The sequence below is a fragment of the Enterococcus sp. E5-162 genome (assembly GCF_035725965.1).
Lineage (GTDB): Bacteria > Bacillota > Bacilli > Lactobacillales > Enterococcaceae > Enterococcus_B > Enterococcus_B lactis.
In genome coordinates, this window is sequence record NZ_JAPRFV010000004.1 from 40,671 (window position 1) to 65,238 (window position 24,568).

Sequence of the window (24,568 nt, forward strand, 5' to 3'; positions counted from 1 at the left end):
TCTTCCTTTCTTACAAAACTTCCCTTACGTCCACTTTTTTATCTGCCGGTACTTGACGGATCTCCACTTCTATTTGTTTGTCAATCAATCTTTTCAATCGTTCCTCCTCTTCTGGTAAAATATTCACCGCTTTTCCAATACTGCGAGTACCAGGTTTCGCCTTGATTCCTCCTAAGTTGATGGTTTTGATTTCTGGATACGCTTCTGCCAGCTTATATGCGTCCTCGATTGATTCCACTACGATGAATAGCTTATATTTATCTGTCACCCCGCTTTTCAATGCGGCAATCGAGTCATCAATGGATTTGATTACTAGTTTGACTCCTTGCGGCTTGGCTAATTTGATCGTTGTCTTTCGTATCTCATTAGTAGGCACATCATCATTCGCAATCAAAATACAATCTGCACCTATTGTTTGTGTCCAAGAAAAAGCTACTTGTCCGTGTAATAACCGATGGTCAACTCTTGTCAATACAATCATTCTTCTTCCTCCTAAAATTCATCTTCTTCTATTTCCTGATTGATCCGTTCGTTACAAAACTGGATCATTTTTTTTGAATCAGTTAGCACCTGCTGGATCAAAACAGTTGTCTGTACTTCAGCGTCCAACCGAGATACTAGCTCAATCAAGAGTGGCAAATTCAATCCGGCAACAAGATAGACATGATCCTGATTGATATATTGTAAGAATTCATTGTTGACACTTCCGCCAAAAAGATCCGTCAGAACAATGATTTCTTTATCTTTGTACCTCATAAACAGCTGACTTACTGATTCCGTTAAATCAAAATTCTCATCAGTATAGCAGTCCAATGCAGTAATAGAATGATTTTTCCCATAGATTAGCTCTAATGAATCTAGTATCCCTGAAGCAAATTTACCATGGGAAGCTAAGATAATTTCTCTGTCCACTTTTTCATCTCCTCTTTTTACTTACACATACTAAAAAAGCAAGTTGTGTGCCAAAGTTAGTGGCCACAACTTGCTTATGTTCAAAATTCTTCTTCTATCGAGAGTAACTCTGTACTTTCACTCAAAATATCACAGATATAGGCAATCTCAGAACGAGGGATCATGACACTATAATGCTCTTCAATGACACTAAATGCAGATTTAATGGCAAATATCTCTTCTTTTTGACACTGTTCCCATTTCTCTAATCCTTGATAGGTTTCAATTGGCATTTGTCGAATCAAACGTTCGATTAGACAACTCACATGGACATATAACGCTAGTTTTTTGGGATTACTGATTCTTCGATTCAACTGCACCTCTAATTCTCGCATAAAATGATCGATTTCCTCCATCACCTTTTCTGTATCTAGAATAGTCACAGAGTCCAGTACTTTCTCCAATGAAAAATTGCGAATGATGTTCTGGTTGAATGTTTCCTTATCTGAAACATTCATAGCAGAATCCAACCATTCTGCCAGTACAGACATCTTCTCTCCTGAGATGAGGTCTTCTAATGAAAGATAGTCGATATCGGTGATAGCAGGATCTGCGGTACCTATGATCCCTACGATTTCGTATATGGAAAACAGTGGGTCCCTGTTTTTCTTATCTTTTAATCGCTGATATTCATATGGGATGATTTTCAACTGACAAGTCGTAGGCAAGCTTTTCTCTAGCAGTGCACTTAGGTGAGCCGCCGTGCCGATTCCAGTGAAGCAGGTAGTAATGAGTGCTTTGGGTTTATTTTCTTGTGGATAGAGGAGCCGCCATTCTGGTTTGGTTTGACGAACAGCCTCTTCTGCTATTTCTTCTAATGCTGCATTTTTTTGCAAGCATTCCCCTACTGTGATGGCTAAAGGTGTCGTCACATTATTTAAAATCAAAAGTGGTACAGATAGTTGTTTTTTAAAAAACTGATGGATTTCTTTCAGAGATCCCATATCTACTAATATGATCAATCCATTTGAAACATCGCTGTTTTCGCAATAATCCACAATTTCTGAAGCAATCTGCTGTGGAGTGACATCTAGCGGCATATCAAATGATTCAAATAGATCTTCTTGTAATAAACGATTGACCACATTTGCCATACTGCTAGCAGTTGCATAACCGTGCGCAGCAATCATTGCTTTTGGCAGTCGTTTTTCTTTTGACCATTTTGCTTTTTTTAGATAGATCGTCAGTAAAATCCGATCCATACTAGTGACTTCAATATCTAATTTAATCTTACTCAGTTCCAAGATTCGCTGGACATAATGATAGCTAGATGGATAAGATTGAGAAACCTGTTTTTCTAATTCTTTGATTAGTTGGATAATCGCATGTTCTTCCGGTAACCATTTGACAGTGCTTCGCTGATAAAGATAGTAACTCAAGGCATAGACACTGTTTCCATCGAACTTGATTTGATAGGCAGACTCCATTTGTCGAAAGGTCTCACGGATAGATTGAGTCCAATAAACCAACAGCTCGTGTTTTTCTTGTCTACTGGTCTCAAACAGCAAAAAATCAAATAATTGGATCACTTCTTGTTTTAGTTTTCCTTCGCAAGAATATAGAAGACACTCATTTTTTTTGAAATCAAGCAGGATCTGCTCAAAACTTTTAACGATTCGTTGCTGTTCTGGTTGTTGCTTTTCCATCAATTGTTCTAAGGTCTGGTCTTGCGTGATATAGATTCCTTGCTGTGCTGTATTTTTGGTAATGGGCTCAGCGAGTAGTTCTTTTTGCAAATGATGGATGGTGACATGGATCTCCGACTGTTCACGTTGTTCAGCATACGCTTTTGCCGCTGAAACTTTGACAATATTTTTCAGCTCTCCTATGTTTCCAGATAAGTTTTGACCTGCTAGAAGTGACAAAACTGGGCCACTGACTGACAAAGGGCTCCCCATTTTTCTTTGTTCCTCGATAAAAAAAGAGTAAACCAGTTCTAGCCGTTCATTTCGACTACGCTGATTGAGTGCAGGTAGTTCGATTCGGATAGGTATTCTTCGAATGAAAGTGGTTAAGAAATGACTAGTGGTCTCCTCTGTTGTGGCAAAAAAAAGACGTGTTTTGATCCGCCGTGACACATTAGGTTCTCCCATACGATAAATCACACCTTGATCAAGATAGGTGAATAGTTTTTCCTGCCCTTCTGGTGTTAAGCGATGTACCTCGTCTAAAAACAAGATTCCACCATCTGCTGCTTCGAAAGCCCCTTTTTTATTTTCTTCTGCTCCAGTGTAAGCTCCTTTGACATGTCCAAACAAATTGCTAGTCAACAGTTCAGGATTATCTGCATATTGTGCACAATTGAAAGTGATGAATGGTGCAGAGTCCTCTAGTAAATCATGAAGTAGACAATACTGATAGACTAAATGGACTAAATAACTTTTACCTGTGCCGCTTTCGCCTGTGATCAAAAGTGGCAGTCCGCCATCTGGATAGTAAAGAGCTGTTTTGATTTGTTCGATACTTTCTTTCAAACTGGCGTCGTGTCCGATCATAAAAGAGAATAAATCTTTTGGTTGTGCGAAAAAAGGCTGTTCTTCTTTAAGATCATTGATAGAAAAATAAAAATTCGTACGTAACTGAAAAAATTGTTTTTCAAAAGCTTCTTTGTGGAAATAAACCACTGGACGAGAATTGATTTTGACTAGTAGTTTCTCCTCGTTCAACTGGTTCAAATAATGACTGACTGTGTTTCTTTTTACCCCAAAATGTTCAGCCAATCTTTGTGCTGTAAAGACCTCGTTCATATGGTTGAGATCGAAAAAGGCTGTCTGGTTCTCTAAGTAGCATAAAATTTCGTTTTTTAACAACTTATTCACCCCTACTCCATCATAGAAAACGGATTCATTTTGTCAATAAAATCTTTAATAAAGAGTTGAAAAATATGTCTTGTTATAGACAGCAGCTTACTTATCCCTTATAATTTTTATTCTAAAAACGAACAGTTCCTTCCGGTTTTTATACTGGAATTTCCAAACAATAAAGAAAGAACAAGGAGGCTATGACTATTCAATGAAATCGGATAAATCTAAAAAGAGGAAGTATACTTCTTGGAAAACTTTTCGCGAAATCATCGGATCTTATCTCGCTGTGGTTGTGTTTTTACCTTTGCTTTATATGGCTATGACAGAACAAACCCGTTTTATCGATGTAGATACGCAATATATAGCCGAAACAGGATTTTTATTTATCTTTATCTTGATTTTTGCGCTCTATAAATCCTTCCACACAAAATAGGAGGCACAGCTCTCAATTTTTCTGTCTGCTTTTTGTTATTACAAATCCTTATATCTGGTATAACAACAATTTATTGGCGTAACGAGGAAAAACGAGTTATGATGCTTTCAGAGAGTAAAGAGGTACTGTTGTCACCATCCTTTTTATTGATTACGTACACCACTCTTAGTTTTTTCCCATTGATTAAGAAAACAAGGTAGAAACATCACTGTTCCTGCCTTGTTTTCTTTTTCGTGTGCTGTTTTGATATCAAAATCGCAAACGGCTTTCTACATAGCGATATTGATAATGAGAGGTTGTATTCGTTACACCAAACTTAATAGAAGCGTTTCTTCCTACTCCGATGTTCACCCCTGCATTCCAAGTTGTTGAACCATTATTGAAGAAGTCGCCATTTACAATGTAAAAAATACGGTTAGCATCTTCTAAATGAACATAAACAGTTCCACCAAATTGTTTCGACAAACCATTATATCCGCGGATCATTTCAACTCGTAGGATTCTTTTGATAGCCCTAAAATTTCCACTTTCACTGGTCTCGCAATAAAAGCGCATCGTGGGTCTATAACTAGCATTGACTGTGAAAGATTGCGATAATGTTCTGTATGTTGCTCTTGCTGTACGTGCTTGTCTTGCACTTTCATCTGTGAATCCAAGCTCTTGTTGTGCTTGGATAATAGGGATGCCGTTTTCTTTTGCTACTTCTCGCACCATTTCATCAAAAGTGAGTACGGGACTTATGTTTATCTCTTTCTTTTCATTTGATATGTCGATCACTGATGCATCCACTTCTACAGCAAACACAGGCTGTCCGATATTACTTACCCCCCCCTAAAGTTGCCACACATAATAAACCAATCAACGATTTTTTCATTCTCATATCCCTTCTTTCAACATTAATTAGCTTTCCCACAAACAATTTGTTACAATAACTTTATAGCACAAAAAGAAAACGATTTCAACAACTTTTAAAAAAGGAGAATAAACTATGAAAACAAAGCTTTTATTAGATTTAATAACATCGTTACTTTTAATTTTTTCGCCAAAAATAACGATGGTTTTTATGGAAAATGAAGCTTCGCCCTCCCCATTTTATGAGATTTTATTCATTACTAAGATCATTTGCTTTATACTCGCTGTTTTTTACTTAAATCATGGAATCACTACTTTTTTATTTTCAAAAAATAAATAGCGCTCCATTGATGATTCTGTACCTGATCCACCTTTTGCACACGATTCATTTATAAAAAAATCGGACAAAATAGACGTTTGGAGGAATGAAGAGACCGGGATGAATTTCCCGTTCTCTTTCTTTTTTTCTAAAAAATACTCTATTCAATCTCTAAAATCTCTTCATAATAAAACTTTCATTTATGAAAAGGCTTGTTCTCTTTTCATTCTAAATTTCCTAAGCTACAATGTGGTAGTACTTGTTTTTTCAACTGTAGACAAATAAATAATAGGAGGAATCATATGATTCAGTTATTACGTTATGCAAAAGATTATCGTAAGCAAATCATTTTGGGTCCGTTCTTCAAGTTTCTTGAGGCTGTCTTCGAACTTGTCCTACCTTTAATGATGGCTTCCTTGATCGATAATGGACTAAAAATGAATGACCGAGGAAAAATCATTGAAATGGGCTTATGGATGGTCGCTATGTCTGTGATTGGTCTGATTTGTGCTATCATTTGCCAATATTACGCTTCAGTAGCTTCACAAGGATTTGGTACAGAGTTGCGAAATCAGCTGATCAAAAAAATCAATACTTTCTCTCACAACGAGTTGAATCATTTTGGAACAGATACCTTGATCACTCGAATGACAAACGACATCAATCAGCTTCAACTAGCTTTAGCAATGGTCATTCGTTTATTGATTAGAGCACCATTTTTAAGCATCGGTTCAGTAGTCATGGCTTTTGTGATCGACTGGGAAGTAGGTCTGTTTTTCTTAGCATTATTGCCTATTTTCTCCATCATTTTATTTTTTATCATCAGAAAAACTGTTCCTCTCTATCAAAAAGTGCAAGAAAAACTAGACCAGCTCAATGAACACGTCAGCCAGAATCTTAGCGGCGTTCGTGTCATACGTGCATTTGCACAGACAAAAAAAGAAACAGAAAAGTTTGATAAAAGCACAAATGATCTAGCGAACAATTATTTACGTGTTTCCAATATCTCTGCCCTTTTATCACCTGCTACGACCTTGATCATGAATGTCGGAATCATTTGTTTGCTAACAGTTGGCGGGATCAAAGTAAACATTGGTAGTTTGCAACAAGGACAAGTTCTTGCTTTGATCAATTATATGAATCAAATGCTTTTGGCACTGATCGTTGTTTCAAACCTCGTCGTGATCTTCACACGTGCCGAAGCTTCAGGTAATCGAGTAAAAGAGGTTCTAGACACAGAGAATTCGATTCTTGAAGCCGAGATCAGTACTACTCCCGATTTTTCTTCTGAATCGATTCTCGCTTTTGATCACGTTGACTTCCGTTATACTCCTGATTCTGGGCTTTCTCTTCAAGGGATTACATTTCAGCTGAAGCGAAATACGGTCCTTGGAATCATTGGTCCAACGGGAAGCGGGAAAACGACTTTGACTCAATTGATTCCGCGCTTCTATGATGTCAGTTCCGGTACAGTCATAATGGATGGAATGGACGTTCGTTCTTGGCAGCTGGATCATCTTCGTCAGCAAATCGCCCTTGTTCCCCAAACTTCCGTGTTATTTACTGGGACTATTCGTGAAAACCTTCAATGGGGTAAGCAAGATGCCACAGAAGATGAGTGTTGGGAAGCCCTGAAAATCGCTCAGGCAGAAGAATTTGTACGTCAGCTTCCAAATGGTTTAGATACAAAAGTCATGGAAAACGGAAAAAATTTCTCCGGCGGTCAAAAACAGCGACTAACGATTGCAAGAGCTTTGATTGCCAAGCCAGAATTACTGATTTTAGATGACTCTTTGAGTGCGTTGGATTATCAGACTGACTTGGATTTGCGTAAGGCGCTGCAGACTTATCTTGGCAGTACAGTGATCATTATCTCCCAACGTGTCCGCTCCATTCAAGAAGCACACCATATCTTAGTGATGGATCAAGGAAAGATCGCTGCTCAAGGTACGCATGAAGAATTACTTGCTCAATCAGCGGAATATCAGGAAATCGTCGCATCACAGGAGGAAGAATAGTTATGAAAGTAAAAAAATTATCCTTGCAGACACTCCGTCGCTTCATCCCTTATCTTACTGCTTATGCGAAAGACATTTGGCTAGCTGTATTACTAGGGATTATCAACGGGATCGCAACAGTTGTGATGACGTTACAAATTGGCCAAAGTATCGATCAAATGATCGGAGAAGGACAAGTTCGCTTCAATCGACTATTCCATTTACTGATTCTGTTCGGTGGAATCGTTTTGATCAATGTAGTCAGTCAATGGCTCATCCAAGTATTAAGCAATCGGTTAGCTTACTTGTCCGTTGCAACATTAAGAAAAGATGCTTTTGCCCATTTAAATCGATTGCCACTTCGTTATTATGATCAAAATTCTCATGGAAATATCGTCAGTCGATTTACAAATGATATGGACAACATTTCTATTGCGATTTCTGCCGCCTTCAATCAATTGTTTTCCGGAGTTGCGATCATCCTTCTTTCGTTTATTTTTATGATGCGTCTAAGTCCACTTCTGACATTGGTCGTTCTTTGTTCCACACCGATTATTTTCCTTGTGAGTTGGATCGTTGCTCGTGCTTCGCAAACAAATTTCGATAGACAGCAAAGAATCATTGGGGAGATTTCGGGCTTTGTGACCGAACGAATCGGTAATCAGAAAATCGTGAAAGCTTTTCAGCAAGAAGAAGCTAGTCAACAGCAATTTGAACTGTTAAATGCTGATCTATATCAAAAAGGACAACGGGCACAATTTTCTTCTTCCTTGACAAACCCGTCTTCTCGTTTTGTAGATCACCTTGCTTATTTATCGATTGGTTTGGTTGGCGGCCTATTGGCATTGAAGAGTGGTTCGTCAATCACTGTTGGTGTGATTTCCAGCTTTACGATCTACTCAAGTCAGTTTTCTAAACCATTTATCGAACTTTCTGGAATCACGACACAACTGCAAACCGCTTTTTCTGGTCTAGAACGAGCATTTGATTTGATCGATCAACCAGAAGAAACGCCTGATTTGCCAGATGCCTATGCCTTGGAACCCAAAAATATCAAAGGAAAAGTCTCTTTTGATCATGTTTCTTTTTCTTATGACCCCAAACAGCGTTTGATCGAAGATTTCAATTTTACTGCTTATCCAGGTCAAACCATTGCTATAGTAGGAAAAACAGGAGCCGGAAAATCCACACTTGTTAATTTGCTGATGCGTTTTTATGACACAACAAAAGGAACGATTACAATCGATGACCATGACATCCGCTCTATCCAACGTGATACATTACGTAAAAGTTTTGGAATGGTGTTACAAGATACTTGGCTATTTGACAGTACATTGCGAGAAAATCTTCGTTTTGGGAATCCGGAAGCAAGTGACGCAGAAATCAATGATGCCCTAAAAGCTTCTTATATGTATGAATTTGTTGAACGTTTGCCGGAAAAATTAGATACTAAGATTGGCGGTCAAGGGTTAAAGATATCAGATGGACAACGCCAACTGTTGACGATTGCTCGAACGATGATCAGTAATCCGCCTATGCTGATCTTAGATGAGGCTACTAGCTCAGTCGATACATTGACAGAGAAAAAAATCCAACAAGCCTTCTTAGCAATGATGGAAGGTAAAACCAGTTTTGTTATTGCCCATCGCCTGTCCACAATCAAAAATGCGGACCAGATATTAGTGATGGATCAGGGAGCCATTGTCGAAATGGGCACCCATGATGAGTTGCTTCAAAAAGATGGTTATTACCGACGGCTCTATCAAGCACAATTCACAGCACAATAAAAACAAGCAGTCTTCTGGGATGGGAAGACTGCTTGTTTTTTATTTAGCGTGGATCGCTAAACTTCTTAAAATTTTTTTGTAAGGAATACTACGTCCTACGTAATAAATGGCAATTGATTGAATCGGTAACCATATCACTGTTTTTAACAGGCGGGGCGCCCAAACGACCCAGCTGAACAATGGCACATGGTACATCAACGCAAGCCATAATGGTGTCAAAAATAAGTTTATGATCAGCGTGACACTAAGCGTAGCCAAAATCGCATTTTTCCAAGTGATTTCTTTTCGATAGAAAAAGAATCCGTAGATTGCTCCTTCAATAAATGCATTCAATGTAAATCCAATAAAAAATGTAGATTTTGAGAAGAGAGCCATTCCTACTAAATCAGCTAAAACTGCGCCTATCCCTGACCAAAAAGGACCAAAAAGAATGCCCATGATCACTTGTGGAATAAATGTGACACTGATTTTAATAAATGGGGTCTCGATTGCTACCAGACGGGACAACGTGACCATCAATGCAATCAGTAAGCCCATAATAGCAATCATACGTGCGTCTAACCGGTGTTTCTTCATTTTTAGCATCTCCTTTAAGAGCTGCTACATCGTATCATGCAGCGAATGCGAAAATAAAACCGCGAACATTACGTCCTTCGTCCAAGAGGCAACATCCCATCCTCTTAGCACTTAACGCTTTATTTTCTACTCTGTATTATTTTTGGGATCTTTTCCCACAGAAACTATAGCATATTTTCACATTTACTGCAAACACGAAAAACTAATATTATTGGTTATATTATACAATACGTTCGTATTATATTGCATATTTTCAGTTTATTTAGCTTTTATAGCTACATATAGACGAACATTAAACGTTATTTTTCCATACACTTGTCCATCAAAATGAAAGTGGACGTTTGTCTATTTCATGGACGATTCTTCGAAAATCTAGGAAGCCGGCTTCCAGTCCTCTTAGCAGCACCTCAGCTGTTCCGATATTCGTAGCCAACGGAATCTCATAAACGTCAGATAAACGGATAAGTGCTGTTACATCTGGTTCATGCGGCTGTGCAGCCAACGGGTCTCGAAGAAAAATCACCAAATCTAACTGGTCCTCCGAGATCATTGCTCCAATTTGCTGATCTCCGCCTAACGGTCCGGATTTAAACCGATGAATGGGCAAGCCGGTCGCTTCCGTGATACGTTGTCCAGTCGTCCCGGTAGCAAAAAGTTCATGTTTTTCCAATATTGTTTTATACGCTGTTGCTAATTTCACCATCATAGATTTTTTTCGGTCATGAGCGATCAAAGCGATTTTCATAAGAGACACTCCTTTTGATATGGTTAACATACTTATTTACTCCAGTGTATCAGTTTTTATTTCTTATGGATATTTATTGAAGCTTAAAACTAGCACATTGACAAAAAAAAGAAAAAATTCTTGTTCAACATGACATTGAACTTAGTTAACGCTTTCATTTATACTTAAATCAGTTAATAAAACTAAAAAAGAAAGTGTGGAACGTATTATGGTAGAAATGGCTCTGAAAAACGTATATAAAAAATATGATAATGCAGAAAATTATTCTGTGACTGATTTTAATCTATCAATCAAAGACCGTGAATTTATCGTTTTTGTTGGTCCTTCCGGTTGTGGAAAGTCAACTACTTTGCGAATGATTGCGGGACTGGAAGATATCTCTGAAGGAGAACTAAATATTGGCGGAAAAGTCATGAATGACGTGGCACCTAAAGACCGTGATATTGCCATGGTTTTCCAAAACTATGCATTGTATCCTCACATGACTGTTTATGATAATATGGCTTTTGGTTTGAAATTACGTAAATATGATAAAGCAGACATTAAAAAGCGTGTGGACAATGCAGCAGAGATCCTCGGACTGACAGAATACTTGAAACGAAAACCAGCTGCTTTATCTGGTGGACAACGACAACGTGTAGCATTAGGACGTGCAATCGTTCGGGATGCCAAAGTCTTCTTGATGGATGAACCATTGTCAAACTTAGATGCTAAATTACGTGTAGCCATGCGTGCTGAGATTGCCAAACTTCACCAACGTCTTGAAACAACGACAATCTATGTTACTCATGATCAGACAGAAGCGATGACTATGGCTGACCGAATCGTTATCATGAAAGACGGATTTATCCAGCAAATCGGTACACCGAAAGAAGTTTATGATACACCAGTCAATATGTTCGTTGCCGGCTTTATTGGATCTCCTGCCATGAACTTCTTTAATGTGACATTGAAAAACGGTGTCATCACAGATGGACATGGGCTTAAGCTTCGTATTCCTGAAGGGAAAAACAAAGTATTAGTTGAAAAAGGTTATGAAGGAAAAGAAGTTATCTTCGGTATTCGTCCAGAAGACATCCACAGTGAACAAGTAGCCCTTGAAGCTTCACCTGAAGCCGTAGTCAAATCAGAAGTTGTCGTTTCCGAATTACTTGGTGCTGAAACGATGCTTTACACAAAAACTGGTTCTACTGAGTTCATCTCAAAAGTAGATGCAAGAGATTTCCATAAACCAGGCGAAATAGTCGAGCTTGCCTTCAACATCAGCAAAGGCCACTTCTTTGATAAAGAAACCGAACAAGTCATCAAACTTCCCTAATCTGCCCCCTTTAGAGCTACGCCAGAAAATAGTGGTGTGGCTCTTTTTAGGACAAAAAACTCTCCTCTTAGCGGATTTATTATCCGTTAGCAGATGAGAGTTTTTCTTTGATAGTTCATTAGTATATCGTTTTCTTCGCGTACCCTTGAATCGATTCTTTCCGATTTCCTTTTTTTGCTGCCGTAAATACCGGGATATCAAAATATTTGCTGAGTGTTCCTGCTATAAAATAAGCAATATTATAATCAACCAAACTGTGGATGAGTCCACCAATTCCCATCAAGATGAACACTGTATAAAAATACCCTTGAGAGTAATACGTGTCAGGCATATTACCGATGAAGTAAAAGATGCTGACTACTAGCATTTCTACTAAAGAATGAATCACACCTATCACAAAATTGAACCCTTGAAAACGCCAATTAGTAAAAGTAAACTGTCCATTCTTTAAAACGATACTCGGATGCTTCTGCAAGTACCATGCCCCAATCAATGCAAATACAAGATGTGACAATGCGCGCAATGCAATGATAACTGGCGTTGTCAAAAAGAAACCGAATGTCGTACCTAGCGCAACAGCCACTGCAACTCCTGGTGTAAAAAACATCGCAATAAATAATGGCACATGAGACGCTAATGTAAAAGAAGCAGGTGGAATCATGATTTTAGGCATAACCATTGGGATAATGACCCCCATCCCAATCAATAAAGCAGAAATCGTTAGTTTTCGAACTGAATTTTTTCTCATTTTTTCTCTCTCCTAATATGTCTTGACACTTAAATGTCGACTTAGTATAACTTACTTACTAATAACTGTCAAGACACATATTCTTTTCTAAATCCATACAAAATGAGTGTGAGTATCAAGTATAAGAATTTTTGATCAAGAGACAAAAATAGGAGATGTGACAAAATTTGTGTCACATCTCCTTGTTCATAATAGGAATCAAAAGCTTGCCTCAGCGGCGATAAGACCAACCAAATCAAAAATAGGAGAAGCTGTTTTTTGAAATTGCTCCTTGTACCTCAGAGTTAAATGGTAGGCTCACAACCTCTTTTTTTACTGCTTATTTTCTGACATCGCATTGCTTAATGCGGCAAATTCTTGTAATGACAACGTCTCTCCACGACGTTTTGGATCGATTCCAGCCGTTTCCAAGCTTTTTGATAACCATGTTTTTGTCTGATCATCTTTGCCATACGAATGCTGCAAATTATTCCAAAGCGTTTTTCTTCTTTGCTGAAATGCAGCTTTTGTCAATCGGAAAAATGCTTTTTCGTCCGTCACTTCTACTGCCGGTGTATCTCTTCTTGTCAGTTTCAAAATCGCTGAATCTACATTTGGCTGAGGGACAAATACTGTTTTTGGTACGATGAAGGCTAAACTGGCTTCCATATAATATTGAACAGCAATCGATAATGAACCGTATGCTTTCGTTCCTGGTTCAGCAGAGATTCGATCAGCTACTTCTTTTTGCATCATGACGACTAATTCATCTACGACCAAATCCGATTCAAGAAAATGCATCATGATGGGCGTCGTAATATAATAAGGTAAATTTGCTACGACTTTTAACGGAAGCTCTTCATGAAATGTTTCTCTTACGGCTGTTGATAAATCCGTCTTCAGAATATCTTGATGTATGATGGTCACATTGTCATAGGGTTGCATCGTATCAGCCAATACAGGGATCAAACGATCATCAATCTCAAATGCTACGACTTGCTTTGCATGCATCGCTAATTGTTCTGTCAATGCGCCGATTCCTGGCCCAACTTCGATCACGTTCGTTCGTTCATCTATTTGCGCAGTTTCTACGATTTTTCTTAAAATATTTGGTTCAGTGAGAAAATTTTGTCCTAAACTTTTTTTAAATGAAAAACCATGTTTCAATAAAATCTCTTTTGTTCTAGAGGGTGTCGCGATTTCACGATATTCACTCATGTTGTTCCTCCACTATTTTCATTGCTTGTGCGAGCTCTTTCGGCGTGATACGAAACATCTTCAAACGTTTTTCCAATTGTTTGCCATTCGTATAACCGATACGCAACTCATCACCTAGTTTTTCTCGTTTTTCTTTTGCTTGTGCTCCAGCTATTAAACCATAGTCTAAAAGGTCTTGTCTAGTGATTTCAGAAACAGCCGTTTGGGAAATATCTGGCGTCACAACCTTTTTCAATGCTTCTAAAATAGCAGCATCACTTGCATGCTCAACACCAAGACTTCCCTTTTTCTTTGGTTTAGCTTGTGTACGCGGTAAAAAAGCATGTTTTGCTTGGGGAACAGCTTCCATAATGATTTTTCTTATTTTTTCTCCTGAAAAATCAGGGTCGGTAAAAACGATCACCCCTCGAGTCTCTTGGGCATGTTCAATTTGCATCAGGATATCTTCATTGATAGCAGAACCAATCGTTTCTATCGTATCTGCATCAACTACTTCCCGAAGCCTTCTTGTATCGTCTTTTCCTTCAACGACTATAATCTCTTGAATCTTCATCTTATCCATGTTCGCTTAGACCAAATAATCGGTGCGCATTTGACCATGTTTGGGCAGCCACTTCTTCTGTTGGCAGATTCCGAAGTTCAGCAATCTTTTCTACTGTATAACGAGTATAGCCTGGTTCATTTCGCTTTCCTCTAAAAGGAACTGGTGCCAGATAAGGGGCATCTGTTTCCACAAGTAATCGTTCGATTGGTACATTTGTTGCAGCCTCTTGGACGTCTAATGCTTTTTTGAAAGTGACGACACCGCTAAATGATATATGCATCCCTAAGTCAAGAAATCGTTTTGCCCATTCATAATCACCGCTGAAACTATGCATGATTCCACCAATATCTCGAACATCTTCTTCTTTTAGGATTTGATACGTGTCTTCAAGTGCTTCTCTAGTATGGATACTGATTGGAAGGTTCATTTCTTTTGCGATAGCAATCTGTCTGCGAAATACTTTATCTTGGACTTCTTTCGGGTCTTCCATCCAATGATAATCCAAGCCAATTTCCCCTAATGCTACAACCTTTGGCAAAGTCAATTGTTCTTGTAATTTATTTTCGATTTCTTTCGTATAACTGCCAGCCTCTGTCGGATGCCAGCCGATAATACTGTAAATATTTGGATAGTCATGGCTTAATTGCAAAGACTTTTCAATCGTTGGCGTATCGAAGCCCACGACCGCCATTTTCGTTACCCCCATTTCTTGTGCTCGCTGAATCGTTTCTGGAATATCTTCATTGAACTGCTCAGCATTTAAATGGGTATGAGAATCAAATATCATGTTTATCTCTCCTTTTCATTCTTACTTTAGCACATAAGCACTGCTTGCAGAAGTAGCAAAAATCAAAATAGAAGAACTTGTTTTGTTGAAATAGAAAAAGCACGAAGATCCAGAGGACTTAGTTCGTACTTTTTCTGTCTGTTGTTGAAATATTTTACTCTTCTGAGCGTTTTTTCTTTTTTTGATAATAGACTGGAATACCAATCAAGGTAACACCTATACCGATCAATGCTAATTTCGTTTGCGTCATCATCGTCATACCTAAAATGAAAATAGCACCGAGAATCGCAATAATCGGAACGATTGGATAAAGTGGTACTTTATATGGGCGTGGCAATTCCGGCGCTTTTTTTCTTAAAATAAAGACACCGATAAAAATCAGTAAACTGAATAGCCACATCACAAAAATCAACATGTCGGTTAAAAAGTCGAAAGAACCAAGGCTCATCATAATACAAGCTACTGCTAACTGGAAAATCGCAGGAACATAAGGTACCGTAAATTTCTTTGAAAGCTTTGTCAGCTGTTTGCTGAAAGGTAGCTCGTCTTCCAAAGCCATCGCATAAGGCACACGAATCCCAGTTAAGGTATACCCATTCAATGCCCCGTATACCGAAATCAAAATCCCAATAGTGACCAGTTTTCCGCCGATTTCTCCAAAAATGACGTCTGATGCTTCAGAAGCTGCGTTCAAATTACCGGCAAGATGATCAATCGGCAGAGTTTTCAAGAAAACAAAATTGATCAATAAATAAACGACAGTGACAAAACTCAGCCCTAGTATAATCGCTTTAGGCAAATCTTTTTCCGGCCGTTTCATTTCACCAGCCATTGCGCCGACGCCTAACCAGCCGTCATAAGCAAACAATGTTGCTAGCAACGCACTGCTCAAGCCTTCGACAAAAGTAACCTCTTTTCCAGCTTCGATTGGAAATAGCTGAACAGTTCCTTGTCCTGGTGTCAATAATCCCCATACGACAATCACGGCAATTGGTATCAATTTAACAATCAGCGTCACTGATTGTACAGACGCACCGACTTTTGTTCCTAATAAATTCAATCCTGTCACAGAAACAGCGGTAATCACTGCAATCAACAAAAGATAGTCGGTAGATAATTGTAATAAGTTCGTCAATTGTGTCGCAAAGATAATCGATAATGCAGCAATATTAGCGGGGAAATAAATCAAGCTTTGCGCCCACCCTAATAAAAAGCTGGGCAGCTTTCCATAAGCTGCTTCAATATATTTGACAGCTCCACCAGTTTCTGGGATCGCTGTAGCTAATTCAGCCACTGTCAATCCAGCACAGATCGTTAAGAAACCACCCAAAAGCCAAGCTAGTAATGTCAAACTTGTAGACTGCGTGCTTGCAGTAACAGCAGCGGTTTTAAAGAAGACCCCTGCGCCGATCACGGTTCCCATAACGGTAGCTAATGCGCCAAACAGATTGATTTCTCGTTTTAGTTTGCCTTTCATTCCCATCCTCTTTCTTCTTTGAAATTTGGTATAATTTTCAGTATAACTGAGAATATTTTAATTTACCATTCTTTTTTCTCCACTTTCAATGAAAAACTCCCTCTTAAGACGGATGTATTTCCTCTTTATTTTGCGTATACTAAACCTACCTTTTCCACGAAGGAGGAACAGTTTATGGATTTTAAGCGTTCTTATCCGAAATTAGCAGATTATTTATCCAACCGAATCGATTTTTCTCGTAAAGAACAGCAGCAGTCCCGTTGGCATTGGTTCACGTTGATTTTATTTGGATTATTGACCATTGCGACATTATCACAAAAATTGATATTGCTGACGGTGTTCATCGCAATTGTTGCATTGATCAAAGGTCCCGTGATGATTTTGTGGGGGATGTTGTATTCCTTTCTAGTGGGGCTATTCCCACCTATCGGTATTTTGCTTTCAGCGATTTTCTTTTTGTTGAACATTGGAACATTTACAAAGAATTGGCGGATGACCTTAGTAGGAATCTATTTTTATTTTTATCCCTTCGGAGTGATGGCACTTCGTGAAATCATGCATTGGAATAATCATTGGTTTTCAGCTGGTGCCTTGCTTTTAGGATTGATCTTGCTTCATGTGATGTTGACGAAACTGTATCAGCGTTATGGTATTGGAAGAACGATTTTCTGGTACGTCTTTTCGATTCCATTTGCACTGCTTACTGCTCTCTTGCCAAGCCGTTTGAAGACAAAAATAAAAGGTTATCATAAAATCAAATAATAGGATTTTTACAAAATAAAGAAAACAATCATCGATTTTGACCTCGATGATTGTTTTCTTTATTTTGAATACTATTAGTAGATGTAAACAAATTATTGCTTTCAAAATCCTTGGATGTAAGAGACAATAAAATAAAAAGGAGTACCCAGATGAATCAATTAAAAACCGCCCGTCCACTTATCATTATGTTGCTTCTTTCTGTCTTTACGATTCCTATTAGCCTTTTTCTTAATTGGCAGACAGATGAAAGAATCACAAATATTTTATTCAACTATTCGCAGCCACTTTTTCTTTTGTTTTTAGGAAGCTGCAGATTCCATCGGTGGGTAAAGCTCGTCCTTCTTTTTATAGGATACATTTTATATGGTTATATGTGTCTTTATTATATGATTGGCTTCCATAATCACCATTGGGGCAATTGACAGGAATAAAAAAAACTCGCAAGCAGCATTGTCTTGCGAGTTTTTCTTATGATTTTATGCGATCTCTGAGCCATTCGGCATGGATTTTGGTGCTTCAATCACTTGTAAAGAGCCATCTGGTGCTTCTGCGGAAAGGATCATTCCTTGACTGATCTGTCCACGCATCTTTCGTGGTTTCAGATTTGCGACGATCACTACTTTTTTCCCAATCAGTTCGCTTGGATCAGGATAGAATTCAGCGATTCCTGACAAAATTTGACGATCTTGGCTGTCTCCAGCATCTAGTCGGAATTGCAACAACTTATCTGCCCCTTCTACTTTTTGGCAGTTGATGACTTCTGCTACTTTTAGTTCTACTTTTTCAAATACATCAAATTTGATTTGTTTTTCTTTCGTTGAAACAAGTTCTGTTTCTTCTGGATCCCATTTGACTGTATCTTCGTTTGTTTGAGTACCTTCAGACATTTTTTCTTGGATAAAAGCAACTTCTTCTTCCATATCCAAACGTGGGAAGATTGGTGTACCTTTTGCAACTACTTTTGTTCCTGAAGGGAATTCGCCAAAATGCAATCCTTCAAGATTCATCGTTTCAGAGTCCAATCCTAGTTGATTGAAGATCTTCTCTGGCGTTTCTGTCATGATTGGTTGAAGTAAAATCGCGGCGATACGCAAGGATTCAGCTAAATGGATCATGACACTATTCAATTCAGCTTTCTTTTCTTCGTCTTTTGCTAATACCCATGGTTCTGTTTCGTCAATGTATTTGTTTGCACGAGAAATCAGCACCCAGATTTCAGCTAACGCTGTATTGAATTCCATTTTTTCCATTGCATCATGGTAACGTCCGACAACGTTAGCAGCCGTCGTAGACAGTTCACTGTCAAATGGAGTGACAAGTGAGGCATAATCAGGAACGAGACCATCACAATATTTGTTGATCATAGCAATCGTACGATTCAATAAGTTCCCTAGATCATTTGCCAGATCATAATTGACACGAGAAACAAAATCTTCTGGTGTAAAGACGCCATCTGACCCAAATGGCACAGCACGAAGCAAATAATAACGGAGTGCATCTAAACCATAACGTTCCACAAGCATTTCAGGATAAACGACATTTCCTTTTGATTTAGACATTTTTCCATCTTTCATCAATAACCAGCCATGACCAAATACTTTTTTAGGTAGAGGCAAATCAAGAGCCATCAGCATGATTGGCCAATAAATCGTATGGAAGCGAACGATTTCTTTACCGACCATCTGAACATCTGCAGGCCAGTATTTTTCGAATAGACTTTCATCCTCGGACCCGTAGCCTAGTGCAGTGATGTAATTGGACAATGCATCGATCCATACGTACACCACATGTTTCGGATCACTCTTGACTGGTACCCCCCAAGTAAAGGTTGTTCGTGAAACTGCAAGATCTTCTAATCCTGGTTTGATAAAGTTGTTGATCATTTCATTTTTACGAGATTCTGGTTGGATGAATTCGGGATGTTCTTCATAGTATTCCAACAGACGATCTGCGTATTTGCTCATGCGGAAGAAGTAAGATTCTTCTTTTACCAATTCTACTTCGTGTCCGCTTGGCGCTTTACCGCCGATCACATTACCTTCATCATCTTTGTACACTTCTGCAAGTTGTGTTTCTGTAAAGAATTCTTCGTCAGAAACAGAGTACCAGCCTTCATATTCACCTAAGTAAATATCTCCCTGTTCTAATAAACGATCAAATATTTTTTGAACAGCTGCTTTATGGTAATCATCTGTCGTACGAATGAATTTGTCATAACTGATATCAAGCGTTTTCCATAATTTTTTGACATCAGCCGCCATTTTATCTACGTATTCTTGCGGTTTTACACCTAATTCTTCTGCTTTTGTTTCGATTTTTTGACCATGTTCATCCACTCCAGTGAGATAAAACACATCAAAGCCCATCAACCGTTTATAACGAGCAATTGCGTCACATGCAATCGTAGTATATGAGTTGCCGATATGAAGTTTGCCGCTTGGATAATAGATTGGCGTAGTGATATAAAAAGTTTCCTTTTCTGCCACGGGGCTCTTCCTCCTTTATCGCATGATGCGAATTCGTTTCCTTGCTAGTATACCATAAAAAAAGCATGCTGTTAGCTTTTTTTCAAAATGAAAAAGTCTGGATAAATGACTTGTTCTCTACGATGACTCCCTCCTTCAAAAGGAAGGACAGAGGGAATAAATGCTATTTTTCATCTTGTTTCATGTTTAGTCGGAAACGGCTTTTTATTTCTTTCCTGACTCGTGGTATAATAAAGACTATCTATTTTAGTAAGGGACTGGAACGATCATGCAGAAGAAACATCTTTTTTTTACACTTAGTATTGCTTTTCTTTCATTAGCACATTTGATATTCAGCTATTTTTATATTCGTATGTATGGTTATTTTAACCTTCATGGGCATTTGAACAGTTTCATGACAGTCGCATGGCTTTTACGTTTTGTCATTGACGCATATATCGTTATTTGCGGCTTCTTTGCCGTTCGTGAAGAGCGGTATAAAGTATTGCCGTTTTATCTGCTTTTCTTTTTATTCAATCTAGTACTTCCATTTATTTTTCATATTTAAGGAAGAACCAAGGATTTTTCAAGTAAATCCTTGGTTTTTTTTCAGAGTCTGCTACAATAAGGTAAAAAGTACTTTTAATGTCAACGGAGGTGGTCTGATGAACCGATTTGCTTCTAAAGAAGAAGAAAAATTATATTATGAACATGAAGCAAGTGAAGAAGATTTTCTTAACTGGTATCAAAAACAGGAACGTCCAGAATATGACAAGCCCTCTTTGACTGTCGATATCGTACTGATGTGCTATAACAAAGAAGAAGATCAGCTGAAAGTATTGCTGATCCAAAGAAAAGGGCATCCTTATCGAAATTCATGGGCATTACCTGGTGGTTTTGTTCAAAAGGATGAGTCAACTGGAGAAAGTGTCTTAAGAGAAACAAAGGAAGAAACTGGTGTAGTTATCTCTAAAGAAAACATTGAACAACTGCATACATTCAGCACGCCTAATCGAGATCCGCGCGGTTGGGTCGTCACAGTCAGCTACTTAGCTTTCATTGGAGAAGAACCGCTGATCGCCGGAGATGATGCTAAGGAAGTACGCTGGTTCACATTGGAACGTCACGGCAACAAGATCAATTTATCGAGCGGAGAAGTGGCTATCTCACTTGACTTAGTCACTGGAGAGTCTTCTGGCAAAGATACTTTAGCTTTTGACCATAGTCAAATCATTTTGAAAGCATTCAACCGTGTAGTCAATAAAATGGAACACGAACCGCAAGTTTTGCAAGTTTTAGGTAAAGATTTCACGATTACAGAAGCTCGAAAAGTATTTGCAAAGTTCTTAGGAATCGATTATAAAACGATCGATCATTCCAATTTTAAGAAAGCTATGCTCCAATATTTCGACGAGATTGGCGAACGTCCTGTAGGAATCGGTCGCCCTTCAAAAATCTATCAGCTCAAGCCGGGACATCATGAGTAAGAATTGTGAAGAAAGGGCTCCGTTCTGAACACTCAAGATAAATGGAAAGCCGCTCTTTGTGTTTTGCGTTTTTCGCTCCATACTTTGGCATATCAGTAAAATTCTTCGAATAAAAAAATAACAATAGCAGAAAAAACTCGTACGAATTTTTTCTGCTATTGTTTTATTGGTTTGTCATAATTAGTGAGCTTTTCTTCAAAAGAAAATTCCTAGAAACAAAAGTCAATCAGACTTTTTATTAACAAGGCGAACCCTAACGCTCCTGTCAGTTTCATTCATTTTTTATTCCTTAATGACCGAATGCCTGCCTAGTTGTTCTAACACTTGGCTCTTTCTTACAAAATTGCTTTCTTCTGCTCCGTCGGTATTGATCAAAAGAAATTTTTTATTATACCATTGGGACTTATAACGCAATTTTGTTATTAATTTATGCCAGTCATGAATAGAAAAATCAGCATGTGCATCTTCTTTTGGAAAAGATTCTACAAATAAGTAGTCATATTGTTTGACCAATTTCCCAGATAATTGTTCAAGATAATCTTCTCGCTGGTTCTTTTGTTTCAGATAAAGATCCATTACTTTTCTCTTTTGTTTCTGATAATTGCTTGCCTGATCTAACCTGGTCTTTCTATGGTGAGCGGAGCGGACTTTTACGCTTAATTTCCGCTGTGCATGCTGAAGTTTTTCTTCTGTCTGGTCAAATTTTGGTAAAGTTACTTCTATGGGATGCGATGTTTCGATCAATGTTTTTGGATGATAGGCAATCCCAATCCATTTAGCTGACGATTCTTTTTTTATTGATGAAACATCACAAAGTAGTGCGACATAGAACTCTTCATTATATCGAGCAGAAATCGTAGCGGAACGAATCGTGCCTTCGACTGGACGGTGCTGGTTTATCTTGATTAGTTCTTTTTGTTTTGGTAATTTTAAGTGGCCGTTTTTCAGATAGACCGTATGAGTTTGATTATTCGTCGTATAAGATTGCCACATACTTTTTTTCGTTTTAAGCTTTGGGAAGCTGGCACGTCCCTTGAAATAATTGCGAAAAGCTCGGTCCAAATTAAGCTGTGCATTTGCTAAAGCAAGACTGTCTACCTCTTTTAAGAATGGGTATTCTTTTTTTAACGTAGCAGGCGTGAGCGAAAAATCGACCACTCCTGTTTGTTGCCAACTTTTCTGCCGTTCTTTCAGCAAATGGTTATAGGTAAATCGAACACAGCCAAAAGTACGGATCAATTGCTGTTTTTGTTCTTCTGTCGGATACATACGGAATTTAAAAGCTTTTAGCATCTATGTCCCTCCTAGTTAGCAACCAGAAGAGATTCCTTTTGTCGTTTTAATTTTTTTGCATAATATGGGACTTCCTGCTCAGTTGCATAGACAAAATGTTCTGGTGCGATTTCACGAAGCTGACGTACTTGTCCGTCATCTGGTTCGGGTTGATATTTGATTCTTCTGCGCTTTCTCTCATGATCTGGATCTGGCAGAGGAATAGCAGATAACAAACTTTCTGTATAAGGATGGACACCGTGATTATAGATTTCATCACTTTTTCCCATTTCTAATAACAAACCGTTATGCATTACACCGATTCGGTCGCTGATATGTTTAACCATTGATAAATCATGCGCAATAAATAGATAGGTCAATTGATGTTCTCGTTGGAGATCTTGCAATAAATTGACAACTTGGGCTTGGATGGAAACATCTAATGCAGAAATCGGTTCATCGCAAATGATAAATCGCGGTTTTACTGCTAATGCTCGTGCAATACCAATACGCTGGCGCTGTCCGCCTGAAAATTCATGGGGATAACGAGTGCCGTGGCTCGGATTCAATCCAACGGTTCTTAATAGATCATCGACTTTTTTGGCACGTTCCTCTGGTGATTTAGCTAACCCATTGACATCAATTCCTTCCGCAATGATATCTCTGACTTTCATCCGAGGATTCAACGAAGCGTATGGATCTTGAAAGATCATCTGAACATCATGTCGGAATTTCGTCAATCCTTTTTTGTCTTTGATCTTCGTTACATCTTGACCGTCGAATAATATCTCACCGTCAGTAGGTTCATTCAAACGAATGATCGTTCGGCCAGTAGTGGATTTTCCGCTTCCAGATTCGCCTACTAAACCAAATGTTTCTCCTTCATAGATGTGAAAGCTGATGTCATTTACAGCATGTACTTCATTCTTTTTTCCTACATTGAAATACTGTTTCAGTCCTTTAACTTCAAGTAGTTTATTTGGCATCAGCAATTCCTCCTTGACCATAAGTATGTTTTTGTTTCTCTTTAAAAATAGCCCAGCGACGTTGGATTTCTCCTGGCGGCGTCACTTTAGGCGCTTGTGGAGCAAGTAGCCAAGTTGCTGCCTTGTGTGTTTTTGATAGTTCAAAAAATGGCGGTTCTTGTTCTGCATCGATTTTCATCGCGAATTCATTTCTTGGGTAGAATGCGTCTCCTTTTGGTGGATTCAGTAAATCCGGTGGAGAACCAGGAATGGCATACAATCGGTCGTTCGCACTGTCTAATGTCGGCATTGACCCAAGCAGTCCCCAAGTATAGGGATGTTGCGGGTTGTAGAAAATTTCTTCGGATGTTCCAACTTCAACGATTCTTCCCCCATACATAACAGCTACACGGTCAGCAACGTTCGCTACTACACCAAGGTCATGAGTGATAAAGATGATTGATGTATCGATTTTTGTCTGAATTTCTTTCAGTAGTTCCAATATTTGTGCTTGGATAGTCACATCAAGTGCTGTTGTAGGTTCATCAGCAATCAGAATTTCCGGATAACATACCAGTGCGATCGCAATCACGATCCGTTGGCGTTGACCTCCTGAAAACTGATGGGGATAACTATTGATACGTTTCTCAGCTTCAGGTATACCAACTAATTTAAGCAGTTCTAACGCAGCTTTTTGTCCCTCTTTTTTCGAAACTTTATTATGCTTTCTAAGTGACTCAGCAACTTGTTTCCCAATAGGCATCGTTGGATCTAAAGAGGTCATTGGATCTTGGAAAATCATTGCTATTTCTTTTCCGCGGATTTTTTGCATCTCTCTTTCTGTCTTTTCAACGATGTCTTTACCTTTAAAAAGGATTTGCCCAGCATCTATATTGGCATTGCTCGACAGCAAGCGCATGATGCTTCTGGTTGTCACTGATTTTCCGCTTCCAGATTCCCCAACGATCGCCAATGTTTCTCCTTTATTTAAATGAAAATTGACACCGCGAATCGCTCGTACCTTTCCAGCATACGTATCAAAAGAGATTTCTAAGTCTTTCACTTCTAAAATTTTCGTCATC

Annotated in this window: 23 protein-coding genes and 1 riboswitch; of the genes, 8 read left to right on the top strand and 15 right to left on the bottom strand. The window is 38.5% G+C overall.

What is annotated here, in order from left to right; translation table 11 throughout:
• Nucleotides 1–10: 10 nt before the first annotated feature.
• From OZZ83_RS05205 to OZZ83_RS05215, 3 genes are all read right to left on the bottom strand, one after another.
• Nucleotides 11–481 carry a PTS sugar transporter subunit IIB gene (locus tag OZZ83_RS05205; protein ID WP_002287114.1) on the bottom strand — a complete coding sequence of 157 codons (471 nt, stop codon included), beginning with the start codon at nucleotides 479–481 and terminating at the stop codon, nucleotides 11–13.
• A gap of 11 nt (nucleotides 482–492) precedes the next feature.
• On the bottom strand, nucleotides 493–912 hold the full coding sequence (locus tag OZZ83_RS05210; protein WP_002291050.1) for a PTS sugar transporter subunit IIA: 420 nt from the start codon (nucleotides 910–912) through the stop codon (nucleotides 493–495).
• An 80-nt stretch (nucleotides 913–992) separates the two neighbouring features.
• Nucleotides 993–3,770 (bottom strand): sigma 54-interacting transcriptional regulator, encoded by a 2,778-nt coding sequence (locus OZZ83_RS05215; RefSeq protein WP_002316780.1) that lies wholly within the window; start codon nucleotides 3,768–3,770, stop codon nucleotides 993–995.
• Between the two features lie 193 nt (nucleotides 3,771–3,963).
• Between OZZ83_RS05215 and OZZ83_RS05220 the strand changes: the two genes are divergently transcribed.
• On the top strand, nucleotides 3,964–4,188 hold the full coding sequence (locus OZZ83_RS05220) for a hypothetical protein (protein ID WP_002310155.1): 225 nt from the start codon (nucleotides 3,964–3,966) through the stop codon (nucleotides 4,186–4,188).
• Between the two features lie 249 nt (nucleotides 4,189–4,437).
• Here the strand turns inward: OZZ83_RS05220 and OZZ83_RS05225 are convergent, their stop codons facing one another.
• Nucleotides 4,438–4,992, bottom strand: coding sequence for a hypothetical protein (locus OZZ83_RS05225; protein WP_002320202.1), 555 nt, complete (start codon nucleotides 4,990–4,992; stop codon nucleotides 4,438–4,440).
• Nucleotides 4,993–5,661: 669 nt separating this feature from the next.
• Between OZZ83_RS05225 and OZZ83_RS05230 the strand changes: the two genes are divergently transcribed.
• Nucleotides 5,662–7,377 (top strand): ABC transporter ATP-binding protein, encoded by a 1,716-nt coding sequence (locus OZZ83_RS05230; protein WP_002310151.1) that lies wholly within the window; start codon nucleotides 5,662–5,664, stop codon nucleotides 7,375–7,377.
• A gap of 2 nt (nucleotides 7,378–7,379) precedes the next feature.
• Nucleotides 7,380–9,143 carry an ABC transporter ATP-binding protein gene (locus OZZ83_RS05235; protein ID WP_002310150.1) on the top strand — a complete coding sequence of 588 codons (1,764 nt, stop codon included), beginning with the start codon at nucleotides 7,380–7,382 and terminating at the stop codon, nucleotides 9,141–9,143.
• 39 nt (nucleotides 9,144–9,182) lie between these two features.
• Here OZZ83_RS05235 and OZZ83_RS05240 read toward each other — a convergent pair whose 3' ends face one another.
• On the bottom strand, nucleotides 9,183–9,719 hold the full coding sequence (locus tag OZZ83_RS05240; RefSeq protein ID WP_002310149.1) for a folate family ECF transporter S component: 537 nt from the start codon (nucleotides 9,717–9,719) through the stop codon (nucleotides 9,183–9,185).
• 37 nt (nucleotides 9,720–9,756) lie between these two features.
• Nucleotides 9,757–9,855, bottom strand: a riboswitch (THF riboswitch).
• 186 nt (nucleotides 9,856–10,041) lie between these two features.
• Complete coding sequence (gene mgsA / locus OZZ83_RS05245) at nucleotides 10,042–10,464, bottom strand: methylglyoxal synthase (protein ID WP_002310148.1); 423 nt, start codon at nucleotides 10,462–10,464, stop codon at nucleotides 10,042–10,044.
• 208 nt (nucleotides 10,465–10,672) lie between these two features.
• On the opposite strand from mgsA, the gene OZZ83_RS05250 reads away from it, so the two are divergent.
• On the top strand, nucleotides 10,673–11,782 hold the full coding sequence (locus OZZ83_RS05250; protein WP_002310147.1) for an ABC transporter ATP-binding protein: 1,110 nt from the start codon (nucleotides 10,673–10,675) through the stop codon (nucleotides 11,780–11,782).
• A gap of 118 nt (nucleotides 11,783–11,900) precedes the next feature.
• Here the strand turns inward: OZZ83_RS05250 and OZZ83_RS05255 are convergent, their stop codons facing one another.
• From OZZ83_RS05255 to OZZ83_RS05275, 5 genes are all read right to left on the bottom strand, one after another.
• Nucleotides 11,901–12,530: a hypothetical protein gene (locus OZZ83_RS05255; protein WP_002314080.1), complete on the bottom strand. Its 630-nt coding sequence runs from the start codon at nucleotides 12,528–12,530 to the stop codon at nucleotides 11,901–11,903.
• Between the two features lie 312 nt (nucleotides 12,531–12,842).
• Nucleotides 12,843–13,727 (bottom strand): 16S rRNA (adenine(1518)-N(6)/adenine(1519)-N(6))-dimethyltransferase RsmA, encoded by an 885-nt coding sequence (gene rsmA / locus OZZ83_RS05260; RefSeq protein ID WP_002310145.1) that lies wholly within the window; start codon nucleotides 13,725–13,727, stop codon nucleotides 12,843–12,845.
• The gene (gene rnmV / locus OZZ83_RS05265) at nucleotides 13,720–14,289 is read right to left on the bottom strand and encodes a ribonuclease M5 (RefSeq protein ID WP_002310144.1); all 570 of its coding nucleotides are present in this window, start codon (nucleotides 14,287–14,289) and stop codon (nucleotides 13,720–13,722) included. The genes rsmA and rnmV overlap by 8 nt, the downstream gene beginning before the upstream one ends.
• The gene (locus OZZ83_RS05270; protein WP_002315759.1) at nucleotides 14,282–15,058 is read right to left on the bottom strand and encodes a TatD family hydrolase; all 777 of its coding nucleotides are present in this window, start codon (nucleotides 15,056–15,058) and stop codon (nucleotides 14,282–14,284) included. Before OZZ83_RS05270 ends, rnmV begins: the two co-directional genes overlap by 8 nt.
• A gap of 154 nt (nucleotides 15,059–15,212) precedes the next feature.
• The gene (locus OZZ83_RS05275; RefSeq protein ID WP_002293587.1) at nucleotides 15,213–16,535 is read right to left on the bottom strand and encodes an APC family permease; all 1,323 of its coding nucleotides are present in this window, start codon (nucleotides 16,533–16,535) and stop codon (nucleotides 15,213–15,215) included.
• A 174-nt stretch (nucleotides 16,536–16,709) separates the two neighbouring features.
• Between OZZ83_RS05275 and OZZ83_RS05280 the strand changes: the two genes are divergently transcribed.
• Nucleotides 16,710–17,297, top strand: a complete 588-nt coding sequence (locus tag OZZ83_RS05280; protein WP_002310140.1) for a hypothetical protein — start codon at nucleotides 16,710–16,712, stop codon at nucleotides 17,295–17,297.
• A gap of 149 nt (nucleotides 17,298–17,446) precedes the next feature.
• A complete protein-coding gene (locus OZZ83_RS05285; RefSeq protein WP_002310138.1) occupies nucleotides 17,447–17,719 on the top strand; it encodes a hypothetical protein in 273 nt (90 codons plus the stop codon).
• 54 nt (nucleotides 17,720–17,773) lie between these two features.
• On the opposite strand, the gene metG is transcribed toward OZZ83_RS05285, so the two are convergent.
• Nucleotides 17,774–19,783 carry a methionine--tRNA ligase gene (gene metG / locus OZZ83_RS05290; RefSeq protein ID WP_002289325.1) on the bottom strand — a complete coding sequence of 670 codons (2,010 nt, stop codon included), beginning with the start codon at nucleotides 19,781–19,783 and terminating at the stop codon, nucleotides 17,774–17,776.
• Between the two features lie 268 nt (nucleotides 19,784–20,051).
• Here metG and OZZ83_RS05295 point away from each other — a divergent pair, with 268 nt between their 5' ends.
• Nucleotides 20,052–20,330: a hypothetical protein gene (locus tag OZZ83_RS05295; protein ID WP_002293582.1), complete on the top strand. Its 279-nt coding sequence runs from the start codon at nucleotides 20,052–20,054 to the stop codon at nucleotides 20,328–20,330.
• Between the two features lie 97 nt (nucleotides 20,331–20,427).
• Nucleotides 20,428–21,249 (top strand): NUDIX domain-containing protein, encoded by an 822-nt coding sequence (locus tag OZZ83_RS05300; protein ID WP_002293580.1) that lies wholly within the window; start codon nucleotides 20,428–20,430, stop codon nucleotides 21,247–21,249.
• 282 nt (nucleotides 21,250–21,531) lie between these two features.
• Here the strand turns inward: OZZ83_RS05300 and OZZ83_RS05305 are convergent, their stop codons facing one another.
• Genes OZZ83_RS05305 through OZZ83_RS05315 form a run of 3 tightly spaced genes read right to left on the bottom strand, consistent with a single transcriptional unit; the run spans nucleotide 21,532 to nucleotide 24,567 of the window.
• Nucleotides 21,532–22,542, bottom strand: a complete 1,011-nt coding sequence (locus tag OZZ83_RS05305) for an RNA-guided endonuclease TnpB family protein (RefSeq protein ID WP_002320387.1) — start codon at nucleotides 22,540–22,542, stop codon at nucleotides 21,532–21,534.
• 11 nt (nucleotides 22,543–22,553) lie between these two features.
• A complete protein-coding gene (locus tag OZZ83_RS05310) occupies nucleotides 22,554–23,507 on the bottom strand; it encodes an ABC transporter ATP-binding protein (protein ID WP_002310132.1) in 954 nt (317 codons plus the stop codon).
• Nucleotides 23,497–24,567, bottom strand: a complete 1,071-nt coding sequence (locus OZZ83_RS05315; protein ID WP_002310131.1) for an ABC transporter ATP-binding protein — start codon at nucleotides 24,565–24,567, stop codon at nucleotides 23,497–23,499. Before OZZ83_RS05315 ends, OZZ83_RS05310 begins: the two co-directional genes overlap by 11 nt.
• Between the last annotated feature and the right edge of the window lies 1 nt (nucleotide 24,568).